Raw genomic sequence first — 18,237 nt, 5'->3', positions numbered from 1 at the left:
GACATTCGAGGTCATTTTTTTGTTATGCTCGGTCAAGCATTCGTTGAAGGGATAAACGAGCTTCTATAGCAGTTTGTTCTTCAACCTTAATAATGTTACCACGCTCACCTTGAACGATCATATCCAATGCCCATAATAGATGTGGTAAGTCGATTCGATTCATGGTCATACACGGGCACATATTCGGATTTACTGAAATAATTTCTTTATCTGGATGCTTAGCAATAATTCGCTTAACTAAATTCATCTCTGTTCCAATTGCCCAAGCAGAGCCGGCTGGAGCATTTTGAATAACATCAATAATATATTTCGTCGATCCACTATCATCCGATGCAGCTACCACTTCACGACTACATTCTGGATGAACAATAATATTCATATGCGGCTTTGTCTCTCGAATTTGACGAACATTTTCTACTGTAAAGCCTTCATGGACTGAACAATGGCCTTTCCATAAAATAACCTTTACTTCTGATAGGTTCCCTTTATATTCTAGTTCATTCTTAATGGGATTCCATACAGCCATTTGCTCTAAAGGAACACCGAGATCATAGGCAGTGTTACGTCCTAAATGTTGGTCAGGTAAAAATAATAATCGTTCCTTTTGTGTAAATGCCCATTTCACCATTTGTTTAGCGTTGGAAGAGGTCACACACGCACCGCCGTAGTGCCCTGTAAAAGCTTTAATTGCAGCTGTGGAATTTACATACGTCAATGGAATAATTGTGTCACCAAAAATCGCTTGAAGTTCAGCCCAAGCTTCTTCGGTTTGATAAATATTTGCCATGTCAGCCATTGAACAACCCGCTCGCATATCTGGTAAATAAACCTTTTGTTCCGTAGTTGTCAGCATATCCGCAGTTTCAGCCATGAAATGCACGCCACAAAAAACGATGTGCTCTGCTTTACGATTAGCAGCTGCAATTTGAGCAAGCTGCAAAGAATCTCCGGTAACATCAGCAAATTGAATAACTTCATCCTTTTGATAATGATGACCAGGAATAAATAGCTTAGAACCTAGACTACGCTTTATATCATATACTCGCTGCTCCATCTCTTCACGCAATAAATGGCGATATTCATCTGGAAGCATCGAATTTGTTTGAAATAAATCAGTTATCATTTCAATCTACTCCTTTCAATTCAACAAGCGCACTAATATCCAACGCTTTTACGGTATGTGTTAATGCCCCAAGTGAAATCCATTGAACTCCCGTTTCCGCATATGCCCGAATATTAGTAAGTGTAATCCCTCCAGATGCTTCCGTTGCAATATGGGAAGGTACGAGAGAAAGCCATTCTTTAATTTCTTCTGGTGTACGGTTATCAAACATAACAATATCTGCTCCAGACTCAATCGCTTCGATTAACTGTTCCTTCGATTCAATTTCTACTTCAATTTTCACAGTATGACCAATCGAAGCACGAGCTTTTGCAACCGCTTCTTTAATGCTACCTGCAAAGGAGATATGATTATCTTTTAACATAATTGCGTCATATAACCCATTTCGATGATTAAAGGCACCGCCAGTTCGAACTGCATATTTTTCAAGCATACGAAGTCCTGGAGTTGTTTTACGTGTATCACAAATGCGTGCAGATGTTCCTAGAGTTTCTTTTACTGCATTAGCTGCTGCCGTAGCAATACCGCTCATGCGTTGTATTAAATTGAGAATAACTCGCTCTCCTGAAAGTAGAGTATGCAAACGTCCTTCTATTTTCGCTAATGATTCTCCTTTTTTTACTATTTCACCGTCTTTTTTCAATAATGTAACATTCGTCTTTTCATCCAATACTTTAAAACCATATTTAATAACGTCCTCACCACAAAAGATGCCTTCTTCTTTTGCGTAAAAGGTAAATGTCCCTTTCTCTTCATGCGGAAATATTCTTTCACTAGAAAGATCTCCATCTCCAATATCTTCTATATAAAATTGCTTAAGCATAGACTCCAGTTTGATGTGGTTCATGTAGCTCGCCCCTTATATATACTTTTCCCCGCTGTATCAATATCCAACGGTTTGCCCATTCCTGCTTTGTTTCTTTAAAATCTGTTCTTATATGTGCTCCTCTAGACTCTGTCCTCATGGATGCAGAACGAGCAATAAGTGAAGCAACAATATGCATAAAGTATAATTCTGTTTCATCTATTGTCATTGAATCTAAGCTTTGATGTAGTGTCTGATCCACAAATGTAAGCTTCTGTGCTAGCAAACTCAAAGTCTCTCCATCTCTTACTATTCCTGCATAAGCCATCATATCTTCTTGCAATTGCTGCTTTTTTGCATAAGGCAATTTATTAGCAAGTAGTTCTGTATTGGTTAATACTTTTGCTGAATACTTTATTGGACCTTGTTCACAAATGTAAGATGCCATGTTTTTACCAAAAGTAATACATTCTAATAATGAATTACTTGCTAGCCTATTTGCTCCGTGGACACCGGTACATGCTACTTCTCCTACTGCATATAGCCCTGGGATAGAAGTTCTTCCGTAACTATCCGCCACGACTCCACCCATTAAAAAGTGACTTCCTGGTGCAATTGGAATATAGCCTTTGTGAAGTGAAATACTATGTTCACGGCATAAAGCTGTTATCGTAGGAAACTTTAACTCAAAATGATCGATTGATGAAATATCAAGGAATACCTGTTTTCCCATCGCTCGTCTTTTATACATTTCGTAAGCTGTTATATGTCGTGGAGCTAAATCTGCTAAAGGATGTAGACCGTGCATAATCGGATGATGTTGTTCATCGACAAATATCCCTCCTTCTCCTCTAACAGCTTCAGAAACTAGCCCTTTCGCTTCCCCGTTAACAAATAATAGACTAGGGTGAAATTGTAAAAATTCCATATCCGCAACTGCAGCTCCTGCACGATATGCAAGTGCTATCCCATCTCCGAAATTGCTCGGTCTGTTGGAGGTAATTGGATACAAAGCACCAGCTCCACCAGAAGCGATAACAATATGTGAAGCAAAATAAGTTTTTATTTGTCCATTTATGCCTTTTGTTTTTACCCCTATACAGCGACCTTCTATGTTGACAATTAAATCATATGCCAGTTCATATTCGTGTATAGTTACTTTTGAAGGAAGCTGTAATAGCAAATGATTCACTAATACCCTCCCACTTGCATCTCCTCCACTATGAACGATTCGATGATTGCTATGGGCACCCTCCATACCAAGTTTAATAGTACCGTCTATGTTTCGATCAATTGGAAGTCCTTCTTTTATCAATGCATGAACGCTTTCCTTGCCATCTTTTACAAGAGAATCAACTACTTCTTGGTAATGATGGTGTACACCAGCATCCAATGTGTCTTGAATATGTGTTTCAATATGATCATTCTCATCCATAACTACCGCGATACCGCCTTGCGCATAATAGGAGCTACTACTTGTAATTTCAGTTTTAGTAAGAATATGAACAGTCATTTGTCTGCCAATAAACTTTGCAGCTTGTAAAGCCGCGACTCCGCTACCAATTATGATAACGTCCGTGGTAACTTTCATCCTTCCGCCTTCTTTACAGTTGTCTTGACACCTATCTTTACACAAAACTATACTTATGACAAGAGATTTATAGTAATAAAACCACTAATGTAAAAAAGTAAAATAAAATGGGGGAACGTGGAATGAAATATTTAGACTATGCCGCTTCTATGCCTATGACAGAAAAAGCTCTTGCTACTTATATAAAGGTCGCTACCGATTTTGCAGCTAATCCTTCTAGTCCACATGACGCAGGAAACAAGGCGGCTTTATTAGTAGAACAATCACGTCAAAAGATTGCCCAATATGTAAATATTAATCCAGATGGCGTGTATTTTACCGGGAGCGGAACTGAAGGCAATATAATTGCTATTATGAGCATCGCAAGAGCATTAGCTAGTCGTGGCAAAGGTAAACATATTATTACAACGATGGCTGAGCATACATCTGTTCATGCTGCAATCAATAGTCTGGAAATAGAAGGATTCAAAGTCACAAAACTACCACTTACCGAAGAAGGAATTGTTTCATTAACAGCACTAAAAGAAGCCATATCAGAGGATACTATTTTATTTTCGATACAGCATGTTAATTCTGAAATTGGGTCCATACAACCGATTGAAGAAATTGCCCAGTTTGCTAAGCAGAAAGGAATCCGTTTACATGTCGACTGCGTCCAATCTTTTGGTAAATTACCTTTAGATACCTTTTCAAACATTGTAGATGCAATGACTTTTTCTGCACATAAAATTGGAGGACCTAAGGGATGTGGGGCCATTTATATAAATCCTCGTTGCCCCGTTCAACCGCTATTTCCTGGTCTGACTCATGAGAAAAGCTTAAGAGGTGGAACTATTGATACACCAGCACTAGCAGCTTTTGCAGTTGCTCTACAACAATCCCAAGGAGAACAAATAACTGATCGTCATTGGACATTTCGTAAACGTATGCAAGAAGCATTTAGAGGAACAAATTGCACATTTGTCGAGGCACCATCGCAACTTCAATTCCCCAGCGTTTGCGGAATGCGTATTTTAGGAATGGAAGGTCAGCTTGTTATGCTGAAGCTAAACGAATTAGGAATTTATATTTCCACCGGGAGCGCTTGTGACGTAAATAGTGCATCTGGTACTAAAGCAATTTTGGCAATGGGATATGATATAGATGAAGCAAGACAGTTCTTCCGTATTTCTTTTGGACCAAGTACAACGGAGGAGGACATCGAGTATTTAATCCAAGCACTTCTACAAATTACAGAGGAATCTAACCATAAGAAAAGCACAAGCGTCCTTTAAACCTATTTTCAATCGTTTCCGGAGGGCTTTGGATAGACTTGAACTATATCATTACCGAAAGCCTATGAAAGAGGCAGGTCGTGACTGATGTCACGACCTGCCTCTCTTTTCGGTAATCTTATGGATTTCGTCTGTCCGTCGCTCTCCTACAACTTTAGGAAGAGGTTTAAAATCTTTTTTGGATAATGAAAGAAAAGATGCTTTCTTACTCATACAAGAAACTCCCGAAGATACAATTTCGGGAGTTATTTCAATTCTTTATTTGATGTAAGCCTCCTATTTTTCACCGGCATATCCATACATAAAAGTTTACCTTTAGTTAATTGAAGCGGAAGGCAGAAATTCCAAGGGGATTAGCAAGCTAATTAATACTCTGGACGGATGGAAGCGGCTTAACACTTGATCCCTGGGAAGCATCCTTTTCTCTATTCTCGGTGTGCTTTGGACTGCATTACTGGGACGTAAAGTTAATTCTTTAAGTAGCGGTAATCTTTCGGAAAATGTTTTTCCTTGCTTTGTAAAAAAAGCTCCTTTTCATTTTAAAATGAAAAGGAACTTTTTTTAATTTTTATGCAGGCATTGGTGTATCAGTTGGATTAGCATAGCCATCACTATAAGCTTCATCGATAGCATTACGAATTTCTATTAATGATTTTCCTTCTTGTATCATTTGAATAGACATTACAGCAGTCTCTAAACATGTAGTGCAGCGAGTTCCGTGATCATCCCAAACAACTTCTCCGCCTTCTTTTATCTCATGCACGAAGCAGTTAAAGTTGCTCACATGACCTGCACTATCTCCACAACCACAGTAGCAAGGCATCCATTTTAACACAACATTTGCTTTTGCCGCTGCTTGGTAAACAATTTTCATATCTTCGGATTGATTGTCTAAAAATGCAGGCAAAACGTCAGCGGATGCAGTTGTTTCTTGTAAATCACCATTAGCTAAATGAGCGCTATGATTTTCGTGGTCTTCTTGTTTTTCTTGAGAACCTTTTTGACCACAAGCAGAAAGCACTAATAAAGCACTAAACAATAGAAATAAAAACTTTTTCATTTTATAAACTTCCTCTTCAGATTAGATCATTTTTTCAGGTCTTACGATTTCATCAAATTTTTCAGCTGTTAGTAAATTAAGTTCTATCGCTGCTTCTTTTAATGTTGAACCATTTTTATGTGCATATTTTGCAATTTTCGCTGCATTTTCATAACCAATATAAGGATTTAATGCGGTTACCAGCATAAGTGAATTGTTCACATGATGTTGAATTGTTTCCAAATTAGGCTCAATTCCAATCGCACAGTTATTGTTAAAGCTAATAATTGCATCACTAATTAATCCGACAGACTGGAGGAAATTATGAATGATTACCGGTTTGAAAACATTCAGTTGGTAATTCCCTTGGCTTGCTGCAAAACTAATGGTAGTGTCATTCCCCATTACTTGTGCAACAACCATTGTCATTGCTTCGCTTTGTGTTGGGTTTACTTTACCAGGCATAATGGAACTTCCTGGTTCATTTTCAGGAATAGAAATTTCACCAATACCTGAACGTGGTCCACTTGCAAGCATGCGAACATCATTTGCGATTTTCATTAAATCTGCCGCAAGCGCCTTCACAGCACCATGCACATATACAACATCATCATAGCTTGTTAAGGAATGGAACTTATTTTTTGCAGAAGTGAATTCTATTCCTAAAGCTTTGGAAATTTCAGCTGCAACTAAATCGCCGAAACCATTTGGGGCGTTTAGACCTGTCCCCACTGCGGTTCCCCCAATAGCTAACTCTTTCATATCTTGCACACTTTGCAAAATCATTTTCGATGACTTTTCTAGCATTCTATGCCATCCACTGAATTCTTGTCCAAGTGAAAGAGGTGTTGCATCTTGTAAGTGTGTACGACCAATTTTCACGATATCCATGAATTGCTCTGATTTCTTCCCAAGCGTTTCTTTCAAAACATCAATTGCGGGTATAAGTTTTTGTTCTACCGCAAGTACTCCTGCTATATGTAACGCTGTTGGGAATGTATCATTCGAGCTTTGTGATTTATTTACATCATCATTCGGATGAAGTCGTTCTTCAATGCCTTTTTCTTCAAGGAGTTGGTTACCACGATGGGCGATAACTTCATTCACATTCATATTCGATTGTGTACCACTACCCGTTTGCCATACAACTAACGGAAAATGTTCATCTAATTTACCAGTTAGAATTTCGTCAGCCGCTGCGGCGATTGCATCTTTTTTTCCTTCGGATAAGTTGCCAAGAGAATGACTTACTATTGCTGCTGATTTTTTTAAAAGGGCCAATCCATAAACTACACCAATCGGCATTTTTTCATTACCGATTTTAAAGTTTTCTTTCGATCTTTGTGTTTGTGCTCCCCAAAGGCTATCCTGCGGAACTTTAATTTCCCCCATAGAATCATGCTCAATACGAAAAGACATTTTTCTCCACTCCTTTTTATTTCCACTCGTTGTTTCTTTCGTTCAACTTTTTCAAAACTACCCTAGCTGGATTAAACAACATACCAACTTTTAATGTATTTCTTCCCCACTAAACCATGTGGATATTCTTTTCTATCATATCGTCCGTGATGTAGTTCTACAATTAAAGCGACTTTATAAAATCTTTCTTATGGTTTGAATTTATTACTGCCTTCATATTTTATGGCTCTTGACGATTTTCCATTCATATTTTGTAAACTCAAGAGAAAATTCCAACGATTATTTCCATTCATTTTGTTTATGCTTTAATATTTCGATAAAAGCATCTACAACGATAGGATTAAACTGAGTACCTTTCCCTAGTTCAATTTCTTTTACAGCTTCTTTTATAGATAATGCCTTCTTATATACTCTATCGGTTGTCATTGCATCAAAAGCGTCCACAACTGAAACGATGGAAGCTTCTAATGTGATTTCATCCCCTTTAAGCCCATAAGGATATCCCTTACCGTCATGCCTTTCATGATGTTGTTCCACAATAAAGGCACTATCTTTCAACCATTTTATAGAATGCTTTCGCATAATATCGGCACCTAACGTCGTATGGGATTTCATGATTTCCCATTCCTCTGTAGTTAACTTCCCGGACTTATTTAATATTTCAATTGGTATGTCCCGCTTTCCTATATCATGAAAATAAGCACCCCATCTAAGTCTACTCAGACTTTCTACTGGTAACTTTAGATAGTTCCAAACTTCTAAGGAATAATCTTTAATACGGTTGCAATGCATATATGTATAGCCATCAATTGCTTCAATTGCATCCGCTTCTTTTTGAAGAAGTTTTGTTTCGAAAAAACCCTGTTCAAACTTTTCAGAGTTCATTTTTATAAGGATATCGGCTTCTGTTTCACCATAAAACGAAATGATATTTTCATATTGGGACGCATCGATTGTTTCACCAATTTCTATTACACGTCTGTTTCCCTCATATTCCATTTCTACTATTCCGTTAAGAAGTGTATAGGCTTCAATCGTTTCATTATTATCTCCCATATCGTATTTCACCCAAAAAGTTCTGTTTTTATACAATGTAAAAAGGGCATTCGACAAACCATCCCATCTCCCAAGCAAAACAACGTCTGCATATCCTAAACGAAGCACAGGATAACCATTTTGATCATAATTACTGTAAGATTGAGATTCTAGTTCACTCATACTATACCTCCATTGGAATATTTTGTAGAAAAATGACGAATTAGCAGTATATTTTATTATAACAAGTAGTCGGAATTTTTACACTAGTACAATACATAGGAAATGGATAATAAATTCTTATAAGAAAAACGCCGCGACCTTTAAGTGCATCTTTTCCTTACTATTTCTAAAGTACTTAACATCAACTACACTTTTACCTTTGGAATTTTTGTGGATCGTGAAAAACAGTCACTTCACGATTCACTTTTTTCAGTAATGTTGTGGCGGATGTTTGTCCGTCTCGCTCTTAAAAATATGTTGAAGGTTTGGATAATGAGAGTATAATGCCTTCCTATTATTTTAAAAACGGTCGAAGATGCAGTATAGTCCGCTTCAGCCTTCTTTAGTAATGGATTCTATCATTTTTTTAGGTTCAGCTTGCGCTGGAGCCGCTTTTTTATATTTGACCATATACTTTCTAATCTTTAATTTAAAAAATAGAGCCGAAACGCATAATGCAGCGTTTCGACTCTATTCTAACCTATTATTATACTTTCACTTCTTCTGCTTTACTGTTATCCAATTGTTCTGTTGGTTGTTTAAGGTTCGCACTCTTTACTTCTTGCGTTAGTTGTTCAATGCTCGGACGAATATTTCCTTTTCCAGCATAGTTCTCCAGCATTTCCTTTACGTCAATTCCGGAAGATGCTTTTAATGTTTCTTGAAGAGTAGACATTAAGTTAGTTGCATAAGAGGTAATCTTGTTTGCTCCTCCACCTTCTCCACTTCCTGTATCTACTACTGTAATTTTGTCGATGTTTGAAAGCGGACTTGCGATTTGCTTCGCATATTCAGGTAGCATGTGAACAATCATGTCTAGCACTGCTGCTTGACCGTACATTTCAAATGCCTCTGCAATTTTACGTTTTGCTTCTGCTTCCGCAAGACCTTTTAAGCGAATAACATCTGCTTCTGATTCCCCTTGTGCTCGTTGGGAATCAGCTTTTGCAAGTCCGTCTAAACGTACTTTTTCAGCATCTGCTTTTGCTTTTGCTTCGATTCGATATTTTTCTGCATCCGCTTCTGCAATTTCACGAGACTTTGCTGCTGCTGCATTTTGTTCAATCGCATACCGATCAGCATCTGCTTTTTTCTTTACTTCGGAATCATATTGTTTTTCACGACGCAATATCTCTTTTTCTTCCAATTCAATTTGTTTCTGACGTTCAATGATTTGAATTTGCATTTCTTGTTCTGTTACTTCTTGTTTCGATCGTGCAGTTTCTAACTCATATGCTTGGTCGGCACGAGCTTTTGCCATATCTTGTTCACGACGATATTCTGCTACTTTTAATTGATTTTCTTTTTCCGCTTCCGCAATTTCTGTAGCTCGTTCTATCTCAGCTCGTTGCGCATCCTTTGAGGCTTCCGCACGTTTAATACGTGTTTCTTTTTCTGCTTCAGCCGTCGCAATGTCTGCGTCTCGTTTCACTTGAGCAATTCTTGGTTTCCCTAAAGAGTCTAAATAGCCATTTTTATCTCGAACATCTTTAATTGTAAAAGAAACGATGATTAGTCCCATTTTTGCTAAGTCTTGTGAAGCAACACGTTGTACTTCTTGAGAAAACTTGTCACGATTTTTATAAATTTCTTCTACTGTCATAGATCCTAATATGGAACGCAAGTGACCTTCTAGTACTTCCTTTGCTTCATTTTCACGATCCGCTTTTGTTTTCCCTAAAAATTGTTCAGCGGCTGTTGCAATTTCAGAAATAGAACCGCCTATTTTAATAATCGCCGTACCATCAGCCATAACTGGAACTCCTTGCTCCGTGTATACTTCTGGCGTTGTAACTTCTAATTTACTAGATAATAAGCTAAGTGGTTGCGCTTGTTGAAATACTGGGTATACAAATGTACCTCCACCACGAATTATTTTAATGCGATTTCCAGAGTCGTCTGTATGTACATTTTTCGACCCTAAATAACTTCCTGTTACAATCAACGCTTCATCTGGTCCAACTGTTCGATACTTTGTAACGTACACTGCAAGCATTATTACTATTACGAACACAACAATTCCAATAACGATTAAAAGACTTAAATTTTCCATCAACCTAATTCCCCCTAATTATTATTTCAATGGTTCATATTCTTTTACAAGAAATGTTCCACCTGCTACATCAATGACTAACACTTTTTTACCATAATCAATTTCTTCATTGTCATATTCAGCAGCTCGTTTTGATATCAACCCGTTCACCGTTTCAATAACAATTTCTCCAAATCCATCTTTAGGAATTGGAACAATAACTTTCCCCACCGAACCTTGCAAAGATTGGTCTGTATATGCAGTTGAAACTTCTGCAGATGACAACGGTAACAAAACAAAAAAGTATAACAAGAACGATAAAATACAAGAAACAATAAATGCAGTGACGATAATAACCGTATTACTCCACTCGGTAAGTTTTAATAATATAAAACCTGTTGCACATACGAATAAAATAAATGATAAAATCACCGTTGGGTTAAAAACGCCTGCATCCATCCCATCAATTGCATCCGCAAATAATACATATAAAATCGTGATAAGTCCTACAATTATTAAACCGTATAAAAAGAATTGTTCGATTTTTACCACTCCTTTCTTGGTTACTATCCATCTAAATAATATATACGATAGCAATTTCAGAAAGTTTCATATTTTTACTTTTTTACTAAAAAATATTTATTACTTCTAAATTGTATTCTTTTATATTCGACAATTATTTTAATAAAAAGAATAATGAGAAATAAAAACGTTTTCATGACATAATTGTAACCTTATTTTAGGGAGTAATGTTACAGGATTGTAAATTTCGCAATCTTTAAGTAAAAAGTGTGTAGATTTTGCAATTTTTTTGTTATGATATTTGAGATTAAACGACTACAAAAAATTCTTAAAGTCCAGGAGGCTTTTATGATTAGTTCAAGAAAACCAGATCCATTTTTTTCCTCGTTATTAAAAATTGCCAAAAATGTACAAGAAGCTGCTCATTATGCAGACGATTTTCGTATTAACACTTTTTCAGACTTAAAGGAAATTAGTGTACATTTAAAAAATTACGAGACAGCGGGAGATACTTTAATTCATGATTTAATTGTTATGCTTAATAAATCCTTTATGACTCCAATTGAACGTGAGGACATTTTGCAATTAGCTATTACAATGGACGATATTTTAGATGGAATTGATAACTTCACTGCCCATTTAGAAATGTTCTCTCTTATTGAAATCGATGATTCTATGCGTACTTTTTTAGGTTACATTGTTAAAAGTACAGATGAAATCGTAAAAGCTATGGAGCTCCTTGCTCATAAAAAATTACTTCAAATGCATGAACATTCTATTCTTATTAAAGATTACGAACGAAAATGTGACGAAGTATTACGCTCATCGATTAAACAATTATTCTTAAAAGAAAAAGATCCTATTCGAATTATCCAATTTAAAGATATATATGAACAATTAGAAGATATCGCAGATTTTTGTCAAAACGTAGCTAATACGCTTGAAACAATTATCATGCGTAATGCGTAGGAGAGCGTTTATATGGATTATGTACTCTTTCTCACCATTCTTGTTGTTATTTGCGCATTAGGTTTTGACTTTATCAATGGATTTCATGATACAGCTAACGCAATTGCAACATCTGTTTCAACGAGAGCTTTAAAGCCAAGAGTAGCTATTCTGATGGCTGCAACGATGAACTTTATTGGAGCCCTTACTTTTACAGGGGTTGCCAAAACGATAACGAAAGATATTGTAGATCCATTTGCTTTACAAAACGGATCACTAGTTATACTTGCTGCGCTTCTTTCAGCTATTATCTGGAACTTAGTTACGTGGTATTACGGAATTCCATCTAGTTCATCTCATGCACTAATTGGCTCTATTGCCGGTGCTGCGATTTCTGCAGCTGGTTTTGCGATACTAAACTACACTGGATTTGTTAAAATTTTAGAAGCGTTAATTGTTTCTCCATTTATTGCGATTGTAGTTGGGTTTCTAATGATGTCTTTATTTAAAGTAATCTTTAAAAACAGGAGCTTATATGGAACCAATAAAGGATTCCGCACGGTCCAAATTGGAACAGCAGCACTACAATCTTTTACACATGGTACAAATGATGCTCAAAAAGCAATGGGAATTATCACTATGGCTTTAATTGCTGCAGAATTACAAACATCTGATGATATTCAGATGTGGGTGCGTCTAGCAGCCGCAACTGCAATGGGGCTAGGAACTTCTATTGGTGGTTATAAAATCATTAAAACTGTTGGTGGAAAAATCATGAAAATTCGTCCAATCAACGGAGCAGCAGCTGATTTATCATCTGCTATGATTATTTTCGGGGCAACTACGATTCATTTACCAGTTTCCACAACACATGTTATCTCTTCTGCTATTATGGGAGTTGGAGCAGCTCAACGTGTGAAAGGTGTAAAATGGGGAGTAGCAAAAAAAATTGTCCTTACTTGGGTCATAACACTACCGATTTCTGCAATGTTGGCAGCTGTCATTTACAGAGTTCTTAGTTTAATTTTTTAAAAGAGATCCCCTTGTCTTTTGGACAAGGGGTTTTATTATTTTACGATTAGTCCTAATGATTTTGCAAACCCAATTGCTTGTTCGGTAGATACTGTACAATCTGTAAGCTTCTCCATGGAAACCGTAAGTTGCTCATATGTATTAGAGCTTAAATCAATATTTTCTAAAGATGTCTCCGTAAAATTAGCTCCATCCAATTCACATTTTTCAAAACTTACTTTATCAAATGACGCTTCAATAAAATCAGCACGATTTAGCGTAGTTCGTTTAAAAGCGACTTTTTTGAGTTTAGAAAAACTAATACTCGTGTAATTTGCAACTGAGTCTTCAATTTTTACCTCAGTAAGTCTACATTGTGAAATATTTGAACCTAATAATTTTGAGTTTCTTATTTCAACCCGGTGGAACACGGCGTCCCCAAAGTCGACATTAGATAAATCACATTTTTCAAATAAACAATCAATAAATTCTACTTGGTGAAATTGAGTGCCTTCCATCGAAATATGTTGAAAGTGAATTTGATCAAAAATAATTTTATCCTCTAGCACTTCGTCTAAATTGAAAGATGTCACAATTCCTCCTGAAATATAATTATCTTCTAGAAGCGCATCACCTATATTTAAATCCGTTAGAGAATTAGGTAATTTCGGTGGAGCAATTTTCATTTTTTATTCCTCCCTTTTATGGATTCTATCATTTTAACATTATATTAGCATGTTCTCCCTTCTTTCCAGTACAATAAGTGATAGATATGTGTTAGGAGGAAATGTATGCTTTTTTTATCTAATATAGTAACACGTTACTATAAAGCAATACTGATTGCTTGGTTAATACTATTTATTATTTTAGATATTTTTGCAATTCGGTTGCCTGGTTTATTACAAGGTGATGGATTTAAAACAGACGGAGAACATCAGCAAGTCATGGAGGAATTGACAGATACGTTTGACCTACCTGCCGAGACAATGTTTGTAGTGTTCGATCACACAACCGATGAAACAATAAAAAAGACTTTAGCAAATATTGAAGGACTACATATTGCAGAATCCATTAAATCCCCCTTGGATGACTCCTCTCTTTACAAGGATCATGTCGCTTATGCTATGCTCCATTTTAATAGCGATACAAATGATTTACCAAGAGTAGTGGATACTTTACGAGAGGCAATCAGTGGCGAAAAAGGAGTTACATTAACAGGCGGAGCTGCGATTAATAAAGATATTAATAGTGCTAGCCAAAAAGACTTGGTAAACGCAGAGGCAATCGGTTTACCAATTGCTATCATTGTACTCTTACTCGCATTTGGAAGTGTAGTTGCTGCGTTTATACCGCTTGTAGTTGGTGTTATTACAGTTGTAACCACTTTTGGAATGATGACTTTGTTTAGTGGTACGATGGATTTATCCATATTCGTCATGAATATTATTCCAATGTTAGGGTTAGCACTCAGCATCGATTTTGCCTTATTACTAATCAATCGATACAAAGAGGAGCGAATAAACAATTCGGCGCAAGAGGCGGTACAAACAGCGATTTTGACTGCCGGTCGCTCCATTATTTTCTCAGCGGTTTGTGTATTTATTGGATTAGGTGCGATGCTTGTAATGAAAGTAGAAATATTCCAAAACATTGCACTAGGCGGTATGCTTGTCGTATTGATGGCTGTTTTAGCATCTATCACATTGCTACCAGCGATACTACTTTTACTTAAAGATCGTATTAATAAATGGACATTAATACGTGTGAAACCAGGAGCTTCTTCTAGATGGCGGAGCTTTGCTTCATATGTAATGAAACACCCTGTACCTTTAATACTTGTCGCGCTAATTGTATTGGGGGTTGGTATTATTCCAGTCAAAGATATGAAATTAGCTATTCCAAGCGCCAATTCATTGCCACTATCTTTTGATTCTCGACAAGCTTTTGAATTAATAGATAAGGAGTTTGGTTTAGGTGAGAAGTCAACTATCTATATGATTGCAGAACGTAAAGATGGTTGGGAGAATACAGAAGGTCTGAAAGAAATGAAGAAATTAGAAGAACAACTGCTGGCTGATAAAGATGTAGATTCCATTAATTCCATCTATACTGCAAGTAAAATTCCCACTGTAGAACAATGGGAGCAAAGCATGCAAATTCCAGAAATAAAAGGGAAGTTAACTCCTTTGCTCGATACATTTGTTCAAAAAGATAAATTATTAATCCCAGTAACTCTTAAATTGAACGGCTCTTCTACCGAGGCACAAGATTGGGCTCGCGAATGGTCTGAAAAAGATTTAGGCGTAGATACAATGCTAGGTGGTCGTCCAAAATTTAATCAAGAAATTTTCGATGAAATATTTAATAAAGTAGGAGTACTGCTAGCGATCATTTTAGGATCTACTTTTGTCATTTTAATGGTTGCTTTCCGTTCCATTTTAATCCCTTTAAAGGCGATTATTATGAATGTAATCGGGCTCTCCTCCACTTTTGGAATACTTGTTTACATTTTCCAATACGGACATCTTGGAATAGAGGCAACATCGATTGCACTAATAATTCCGGTAATTGTATTTAGTTTAGTGTTCGGATTAAGTATGGACTACGAAGTGTTTTTAATTTCTCGTATTCAAGAAGAGTATTCGAAAAGTCTTGATAACACAACTGCTACGATTGATGGACTTACATCCACTAGTAAAATTATTACTTCCGCAGCACTCATTATGATTGTTATCACAGGTGCCTTTGCATTTACGGACGTGATGCCAGTTAAGCAAATTGGGGTCGGCATAGCAATTGCTATTGCCATCGATGCATCGATTATTCGTTTATTGTTGGTACCAAGCTTAATGAAGCTTCTTGGTAAATGGAATTGGTGGATGCCCTTTAGAAAAGGCACATATAAAGCGAGTAAATGGCATTAAGAAAGATAACAGCCAAGCAGAAAAGATTTTCTGCTTGGCTGTTATCTTTCATTCGACCGATTATTTGTTTGATTCAACCGATTTTGAGCTATATTCGACCGATTATTTGTCCTATTCGACCGATTCTCCTATTTTTGCGATTAAAATTTAGTTTGGTACCAGTCCTTCGCTGCTTGCACCTCATCTTGCGTTAACTGGTGACCATAGGCATGCCAAAACAACTCTACTTCTGCTCCTGCACCTTGTAGCATGTCACGTAAATCCTCGGATTCCTTAGCCGGGCACATAAAATCGTTTTTTCCCGCTCCTATGAATACAGGAGTTCCTAAAAGCGAAGGTAATTCCACACCACGTCTTGGTACCATTGGATGGTGTAAAATTGCACCTTTTAATACACTTTCATATTCAAACAATAGATTTGCCGCGATATTGGCACCATTTGAATATCCAACAGCCACAACATTATCACGCTCAAACTCATAGTTTTTAGCTGCTTCATCAATGAATTTTTTTAATTCCTCTGTTCGGAACATCAAATCCTCCATATCAAATACACCTTCAGCTAAGCGTTTAAAAAAACGAGGCATTCCATTTTCTAATACATTTCCACGAACACTTAAAATATTTGCCGAGTCGTCTATTTCTTTACCCAAACCTACTAAATCATGCTCATTTCCACCTGTACCGTGTAAAAGCAATAATGTTGGTCGCGTCGAATCTGTCCCTTTATAAAAAACATGCTTCATATTAAAACTCCTTTTATAATTATCTCGAATTTGAGATAATTATAACTTGAATCAATTTCTAGGTCAAATAAAGAGGTTTCCAACTAAAATAACTAATATTCCAACTTACCGAAAAGTGCTTTCAACTTTTCCGACTCATCCACACGAATCGCAAATTCCGTTATACTTTTTAGTTCCATCGGGAGCAATCTTGTTACTAAAAAAACTGCTCCGCAATTAACTCTACGGAACAGCATTTATTAGACTACTAACTTCTTTGTACCCTTCCATAAAATCGATCCAATCATCGTTATAAGTAACACAATCAATCCTAATACAAATGGATAAATAATATGCACATCGTATAATAACCCTGCAAGTAATGGACCCAATACATTTCCAATACTCATATACGCATTATTCATACCCATTGCAAAGCCTTGCTCTTGACCTGCTAACTTCGAGATTAACGTGGTTAGGACTGGACGTAAAATAGAAGTAGAAAGGAAAATAATCATTGTGATTACGAAGAAAAACGCATAACTTGAGGCCACGATGGACAGAAAAAATCCTAAAGCAGTGATACCTAAGAATATTTTCAATACGTTTGCCTCGCCAAAGCGGCGTACGATCTTATCGACAGCAAACAACTGAACAATTACACTGACAATGCCAGTCGCGGTTACCATCCATGCAATGTCTCGAGGAGAAGCACCAAACTCGTTGTCTACAAAAAGTCCAAGAACCGATTCATATGCCATTAAACCAAAACTCATCACAAGTGTTATGACAAGTGGGATAAAATAGGGCTTTTTAAACGATTGAACAATCTCTTTCACCATAGGCTCTGGTTTGTTTTCAGCTGCACCAATTTCAGGTTTGCTTTCCTTCAGAACAAACAAAGAAAATATAACTGCTGCAACACCGACAATTGCTGAGATAAGGAGCGGCATTTTCAAACCGAAATCTGCCAAGAATCCACCAATCCCAGGACCAATTACAATACCGAGTGACATAGAAGCTGAAATGAAGCTATTCCCTTTTGCACGTTGATCCATCGTTGTAATATCCGCAACATATGCAAAAATTGCTGGGATTAATAACGCTGCTCCTACTCCACCGATAACACGTGATACATACAAAATACCGACCGAATCCGACAGATAAAAAACAAACATAGATAATGCTAAACCACTTAAACCTGCAATGATCATAATTCTTCTTCCATATTGATCTGCCCATTTTCCCGCGATTGGAGACATAAAAAGTTGTGCACCTGCAAAAATGGCAATCATAAGTCCGGCAGCAGTTCCACCCTGTCCAATCGATTTTAAATAAGAGGGCAGTATGGGAATGATAATCCCAAAGCTTGCTACTGCAATAAACATATTTATCATTAATACAAATAATTTCTTTCGTTGATCTTTTGTCATTACAAACCTACTTTCATCCAAAAAACTACACACTGCAAAAGAGTAACATGCTTTTCTACTCTTATCAACAGTGCAACAATTAACAAATCTCGTGCACCTTGAATATAAAAAAACCGATGTACGGAGAATATATC

16 protein-coding genes are annotated in these 18,237 nt (G+C 36.8%); 4 read left to right on the top strand and 12 right to left on the bottom strand.

Features of this window, described 5'->3' with window-relative positions:
* Positions 1-22 precede the first annotated feature (22 nt).
* The 3 genes from nadA to nadB are packed head-to-tail and all read right to left on the bottom strand — an operon-like array spanning position 23 to position 3,519.
* Positions 23-1,129: a quinolinate synthase NadA gene (gene nadA / locus ACTSKG_RS14970; protein WP_464758047.1), complete on the bottom strand. Its 1,107-nt coding sequence runs from the start codon at positions 1,127-1,129 to the stop codon at positions 23-25.
* On the bottom strand, positions 1,125-1,970 hold the full coding sequence (nadC, locus tag ACTSKG_RS14965) for a carboxylating nicotinate-nucleotide diphosphorylase (RefSeq protein WP_464755361.1): 846 nt from the start codon (positions 1,968-1,970) through the stop codon (positions 1,125-1,127). Before nadC ends, nadA begins: the two co-directional genes overlap by 5 nt.
* The gene (gene nadB, locus ACTSKG_RS14960) at positions 1,939-3,519 is read right to left on the bottom strand and encodes an L-aspartate oxidase (RefSeq protein ID WP_464755360.1); all 1,581 of its coding nucleotides are present in this window, start codon (positions 3,517-3,519) and stop codon (positions 1,939-1,941) included. Before nadB ends, nadC begins: the two co-directional genes overlap by 32 nt.
* 122 nt (positions 3,520-3,641) lie before the next feature.
* On the opposite strand from nadB, the gene ACTSKG_RS14955 reads away from it, so the two are divergent.
* A complete protein-coding gene (locus ACTSKG_RS14955) occupies positions 3,642-4,793 on the top strand; it encodes a cysteine desulfurase family protein (protein ID WP_464755359.1) in 1,152 nt (383 codons plus the stop codon).
* Positions 4,794-5,361: 568 nt separating this feature from the next.
* On the opposite strand, the gene ACTSKG_RS14950 is transcribed toward ACTSKG_RS14955, so the two are convergent.
* From ACTSKG_RS14950 to ACTSKG_RS14930, 5 genes are all read right to left on the bottom strand, one after another.
* Positions 5,362-5,853, bottom strand: a complete 492-nt coding sequence (locus ACTSKG_RS14950; protein WP_464755358.1) for a PCYCGC motif-containing (lipo)protein — start codon at positions 5,851-5,853, stop codon at positions 5,362-5,364.
* 21 nt (positions 5,854-5,874) lie between these two features.
* Positions 5,875-7,251 carry a class II fumarate hydratase gene (gene fumC / locus ACTSKG_RS14945; protein ID WP_464755357.1) on the bottom strand — a complete coding sequence of 459 codons (1,377 nt, stop codon included), beginning with the start codon at positions 7,249-7,251 and terminating at the stop codon, positions 5,875-5,877.
* Positions 7,252-7,530: 279 nt separating this feature from the next.
* Positions 7,531-8,469 (bottom strand): HD-GYP domain-containing protein, encoded by a 939-nt coding sequence (locus ACTSKG_RS14940; protein ID WP_464755356.1) that lies wholly within the window; start codon positions 8,467-8,469, stop codon positions 7,531-7,533.
* A gap of 526 nt (positions 8,470-8,995) precedes the next feature.
* Positions 8,996-10,561, bottom strand: coding sequence for a flotillin family protein (locus ACTSKG_RS14935; protein WP_464755355.1), 1,566 nt, complete (start codon positions 10,559-10,561; stop codon positions 8,996-8,998).
* Between the two features lie 21 nt (positions 10,562-10,582).
* A complete protein-coding gene (locus ACTSKG_RS14930) occupies positions 10,583-11,092 on the bottom strand; it encodes a hypothetical protein (RefSeq protein ID WP_464755354.1) in 510 nt (169 codons plus the stop codon).
* 318 nt (positions 11,093-11,410) lie between these two features.
* On the opposite strand from ACTSKG_RS14930, the gene ACTSKG_RS14925 reads away from it, so the two are divergent.
* Together ACTSKG_RS14925 and ACTSKG_RS14920 are read left to right on the top strand one after the other, a co-directional pair.
* Positions 11,411-12,031 carry a DUF47 domain-containing protein gene (locus tag ACTSKG_RS14925; protein WP_464755353.1) on the top strand — a complete coding sequence of 207 codons (621 nt, stop codon included), beginning with the start codon at positions 11,411-11,413 and terminating at the stop codon, positions 12,029-12,031.
* A gap of 12 nt (positions 12,032-12,043) precedes the next feature.
* Positions 12,044-13,042, top strand: coding sequence for an anion permease (locus ACTSKG_RS14920; RefSeq protein ID WP_464755352.1), 999 nt, complete (start codon positions 12,044-12,046; stop codon positions 13,040-13,042).
* Positions 13,043-13,077: 35 nt separating this feature from the next.
* On the opposite strand, the gene ACTSKG_RS14915 is transcribed toward ACTSKG_RS14920, so the two are convergent.
* Positions 13,078-13,707, bottom strand: a complete 630-nt coding sequence (locus tag ACTSKG_RS14915) for a pentapeptide repeat-containing protein (RefSeq protein ID WP_464755351.1) — start codon at positions 13,705-13,707, stop codon at positions 13,078-13,080.
* Positions 13,708-13,812: 105 nt separating this feature from the next.
* Between ACTSKG_RS14915 and ACTSKG_RS14910 the strand changes: the two genes are divergently transcribed.
* A complete protein-coding gene (locus ACTSKG_RS14910; protein ID WP_464755350.1) occupies positions 13,813-15,945 on the top strand; it encodes an MMPL family transporter in 2,133 nt (710 codons plus the stop codon).
* 140 nt (positions 15,946-16,085) lie between these two features.
* On the opposite strand, the gene ACTSKG_RS14905 is transcribed toward ACTSKG_RS14910, so the two are convergent.
* The 3 genes from ACTSKG_RS14905 to ACTSKG_RS14895 form a co-directional block, all read right to left on the bottom strand.
* A complete protein-coding gene (locus tag ACTSKG_RS14905; protein WP_464755349.1) occupies positions 16,086-16,691 on the bottom strand; it encodes an alpha/beta hydrolase in 606 nt (201 codons plus the stop codon).
* 92 nt (positions 16,692-16,783) lie between these two features.
* Entirely contained in the window at positions 16,784-16,927 is a 144-nt protein-coding gene (locus tag ACTSKG_RS14900) for a hypothetical protein (protein WP_464755348.1), read from the bottom strand.
* A 3-nt stretch (positions 16,928-16,930) separates the two neighbouring features.
* Complete coding sequence (locus ACTSKG_RS14895) at positions 16,931-18,103, bottom strand: MFS transporter (RefSeq protein WP_464755347.1); 1,173 nt, start codon at positions 18,101-18,103, stop codon at positions 16,931-16,933.
* Positions 18,104-18,237: the final 134 nt, after the last annotated feature.

The sequence above is a fragment of the Psychrobacillus syltrankelensis genome, from assembly GCF_055454035.1.
This window is presented reverse-complemented; position numbering and strand designations above follow the sequence as displayed.

Coding starts and splice junctions, on each gene's coding strand:
- nadC (WP_464755361.1), bottom strand. CDS start 1,970: ATGAACCACATCAAACTGGAGTCTATGCTTAAGCAATTTTATATAGAA.
- nadB (WP_464755360.1), bottom strand. CDS start 3,519: ATGAAAGTTACCACGGACGTTATCATAATTGGTAGCGGAGTCGCGGCT.
- ACTSKG_RS14955 (WP_464755359.1), top strand. CDS start 3,642: ATGAAATATTTAGACTATGCCGCTTCTATGCCTATGACAGAAAAAGCT.
- ACTSKG_RS14950 (WP_464755358.1), bottom strand. CDS start 5,853: ATGAAAAAGTTTTTATTTCTATTGTTTAGTGCTTTATTAGTGCTTTCT.
- fumC (WP_464755357.1), bottom strand. CDS start 7,251: ATGTCTTTTCGTATTGAGCATGATTCTATGGGGGAAATTAAAGTTCCG.
- ACTSKG_RS14940 (WP_464755356.1), bottom strand. CDS start 8,469: ATGAGTGAACTAGAATCTCAATCTTACAGTAATTATGATCAAAATGGT.
- ACTSKG_RS14935 (WP_464755355.1), bottom strand. CDS start 10,561: ATGGAAAATTTAAGTCTTTTAATCGTTATTGGAATTGTTGTGTTCGTA.
- ACTSKG_RS14925 (WP_464755353.1), top strand. CDS start 11,411: ATGATTAGTTCAAGAAAACCAGATCCATTTTTTTCCTCGTTATTAAAA.
- ACTSKG_RS14920 (WP_464755352.1), top strand. CDS start 12,044: ATGGATTATGTACTCTTTCTCACCATTCTTGTTGTTATTTGCGCATTA.
- ACTSKG_RS14915 (WP_464755351.1), bottom strand. CDS start 13,707: ATGAAAATTGCTCCACCGAAATTACCTAATTCTCTAACGGATTTAAAT.
- ACTSKG_RS14910 (WP_464755350.1), top strand. CDS start 13,813: ATGCTTTTTTTATCTAATATAGTAACACGTTACTATAAAGCAATACTG.
- ACTSKG_RS14905 (WP_464755349.1), bottom strand. CDS start 16,691: ATGAAGCATGTTTTTTATAAAGGGACAGATTCGACGCGACCAACATTA.
- ACTSKG_RS14900 (WP_464755348.1), bottom strand. CDS start 16,927: ATGCTGTTCCGTAGAGTTAATTGCGGAGCAGTTTTTTTAGTAACAAGA.
- ACTSKG_RS14895 (WP_464755347.1), bottom strand. CDS start 18,103: ATGACAAAAGATCAACGAAAGAAATTATTTGTATTAATGATAAATATG.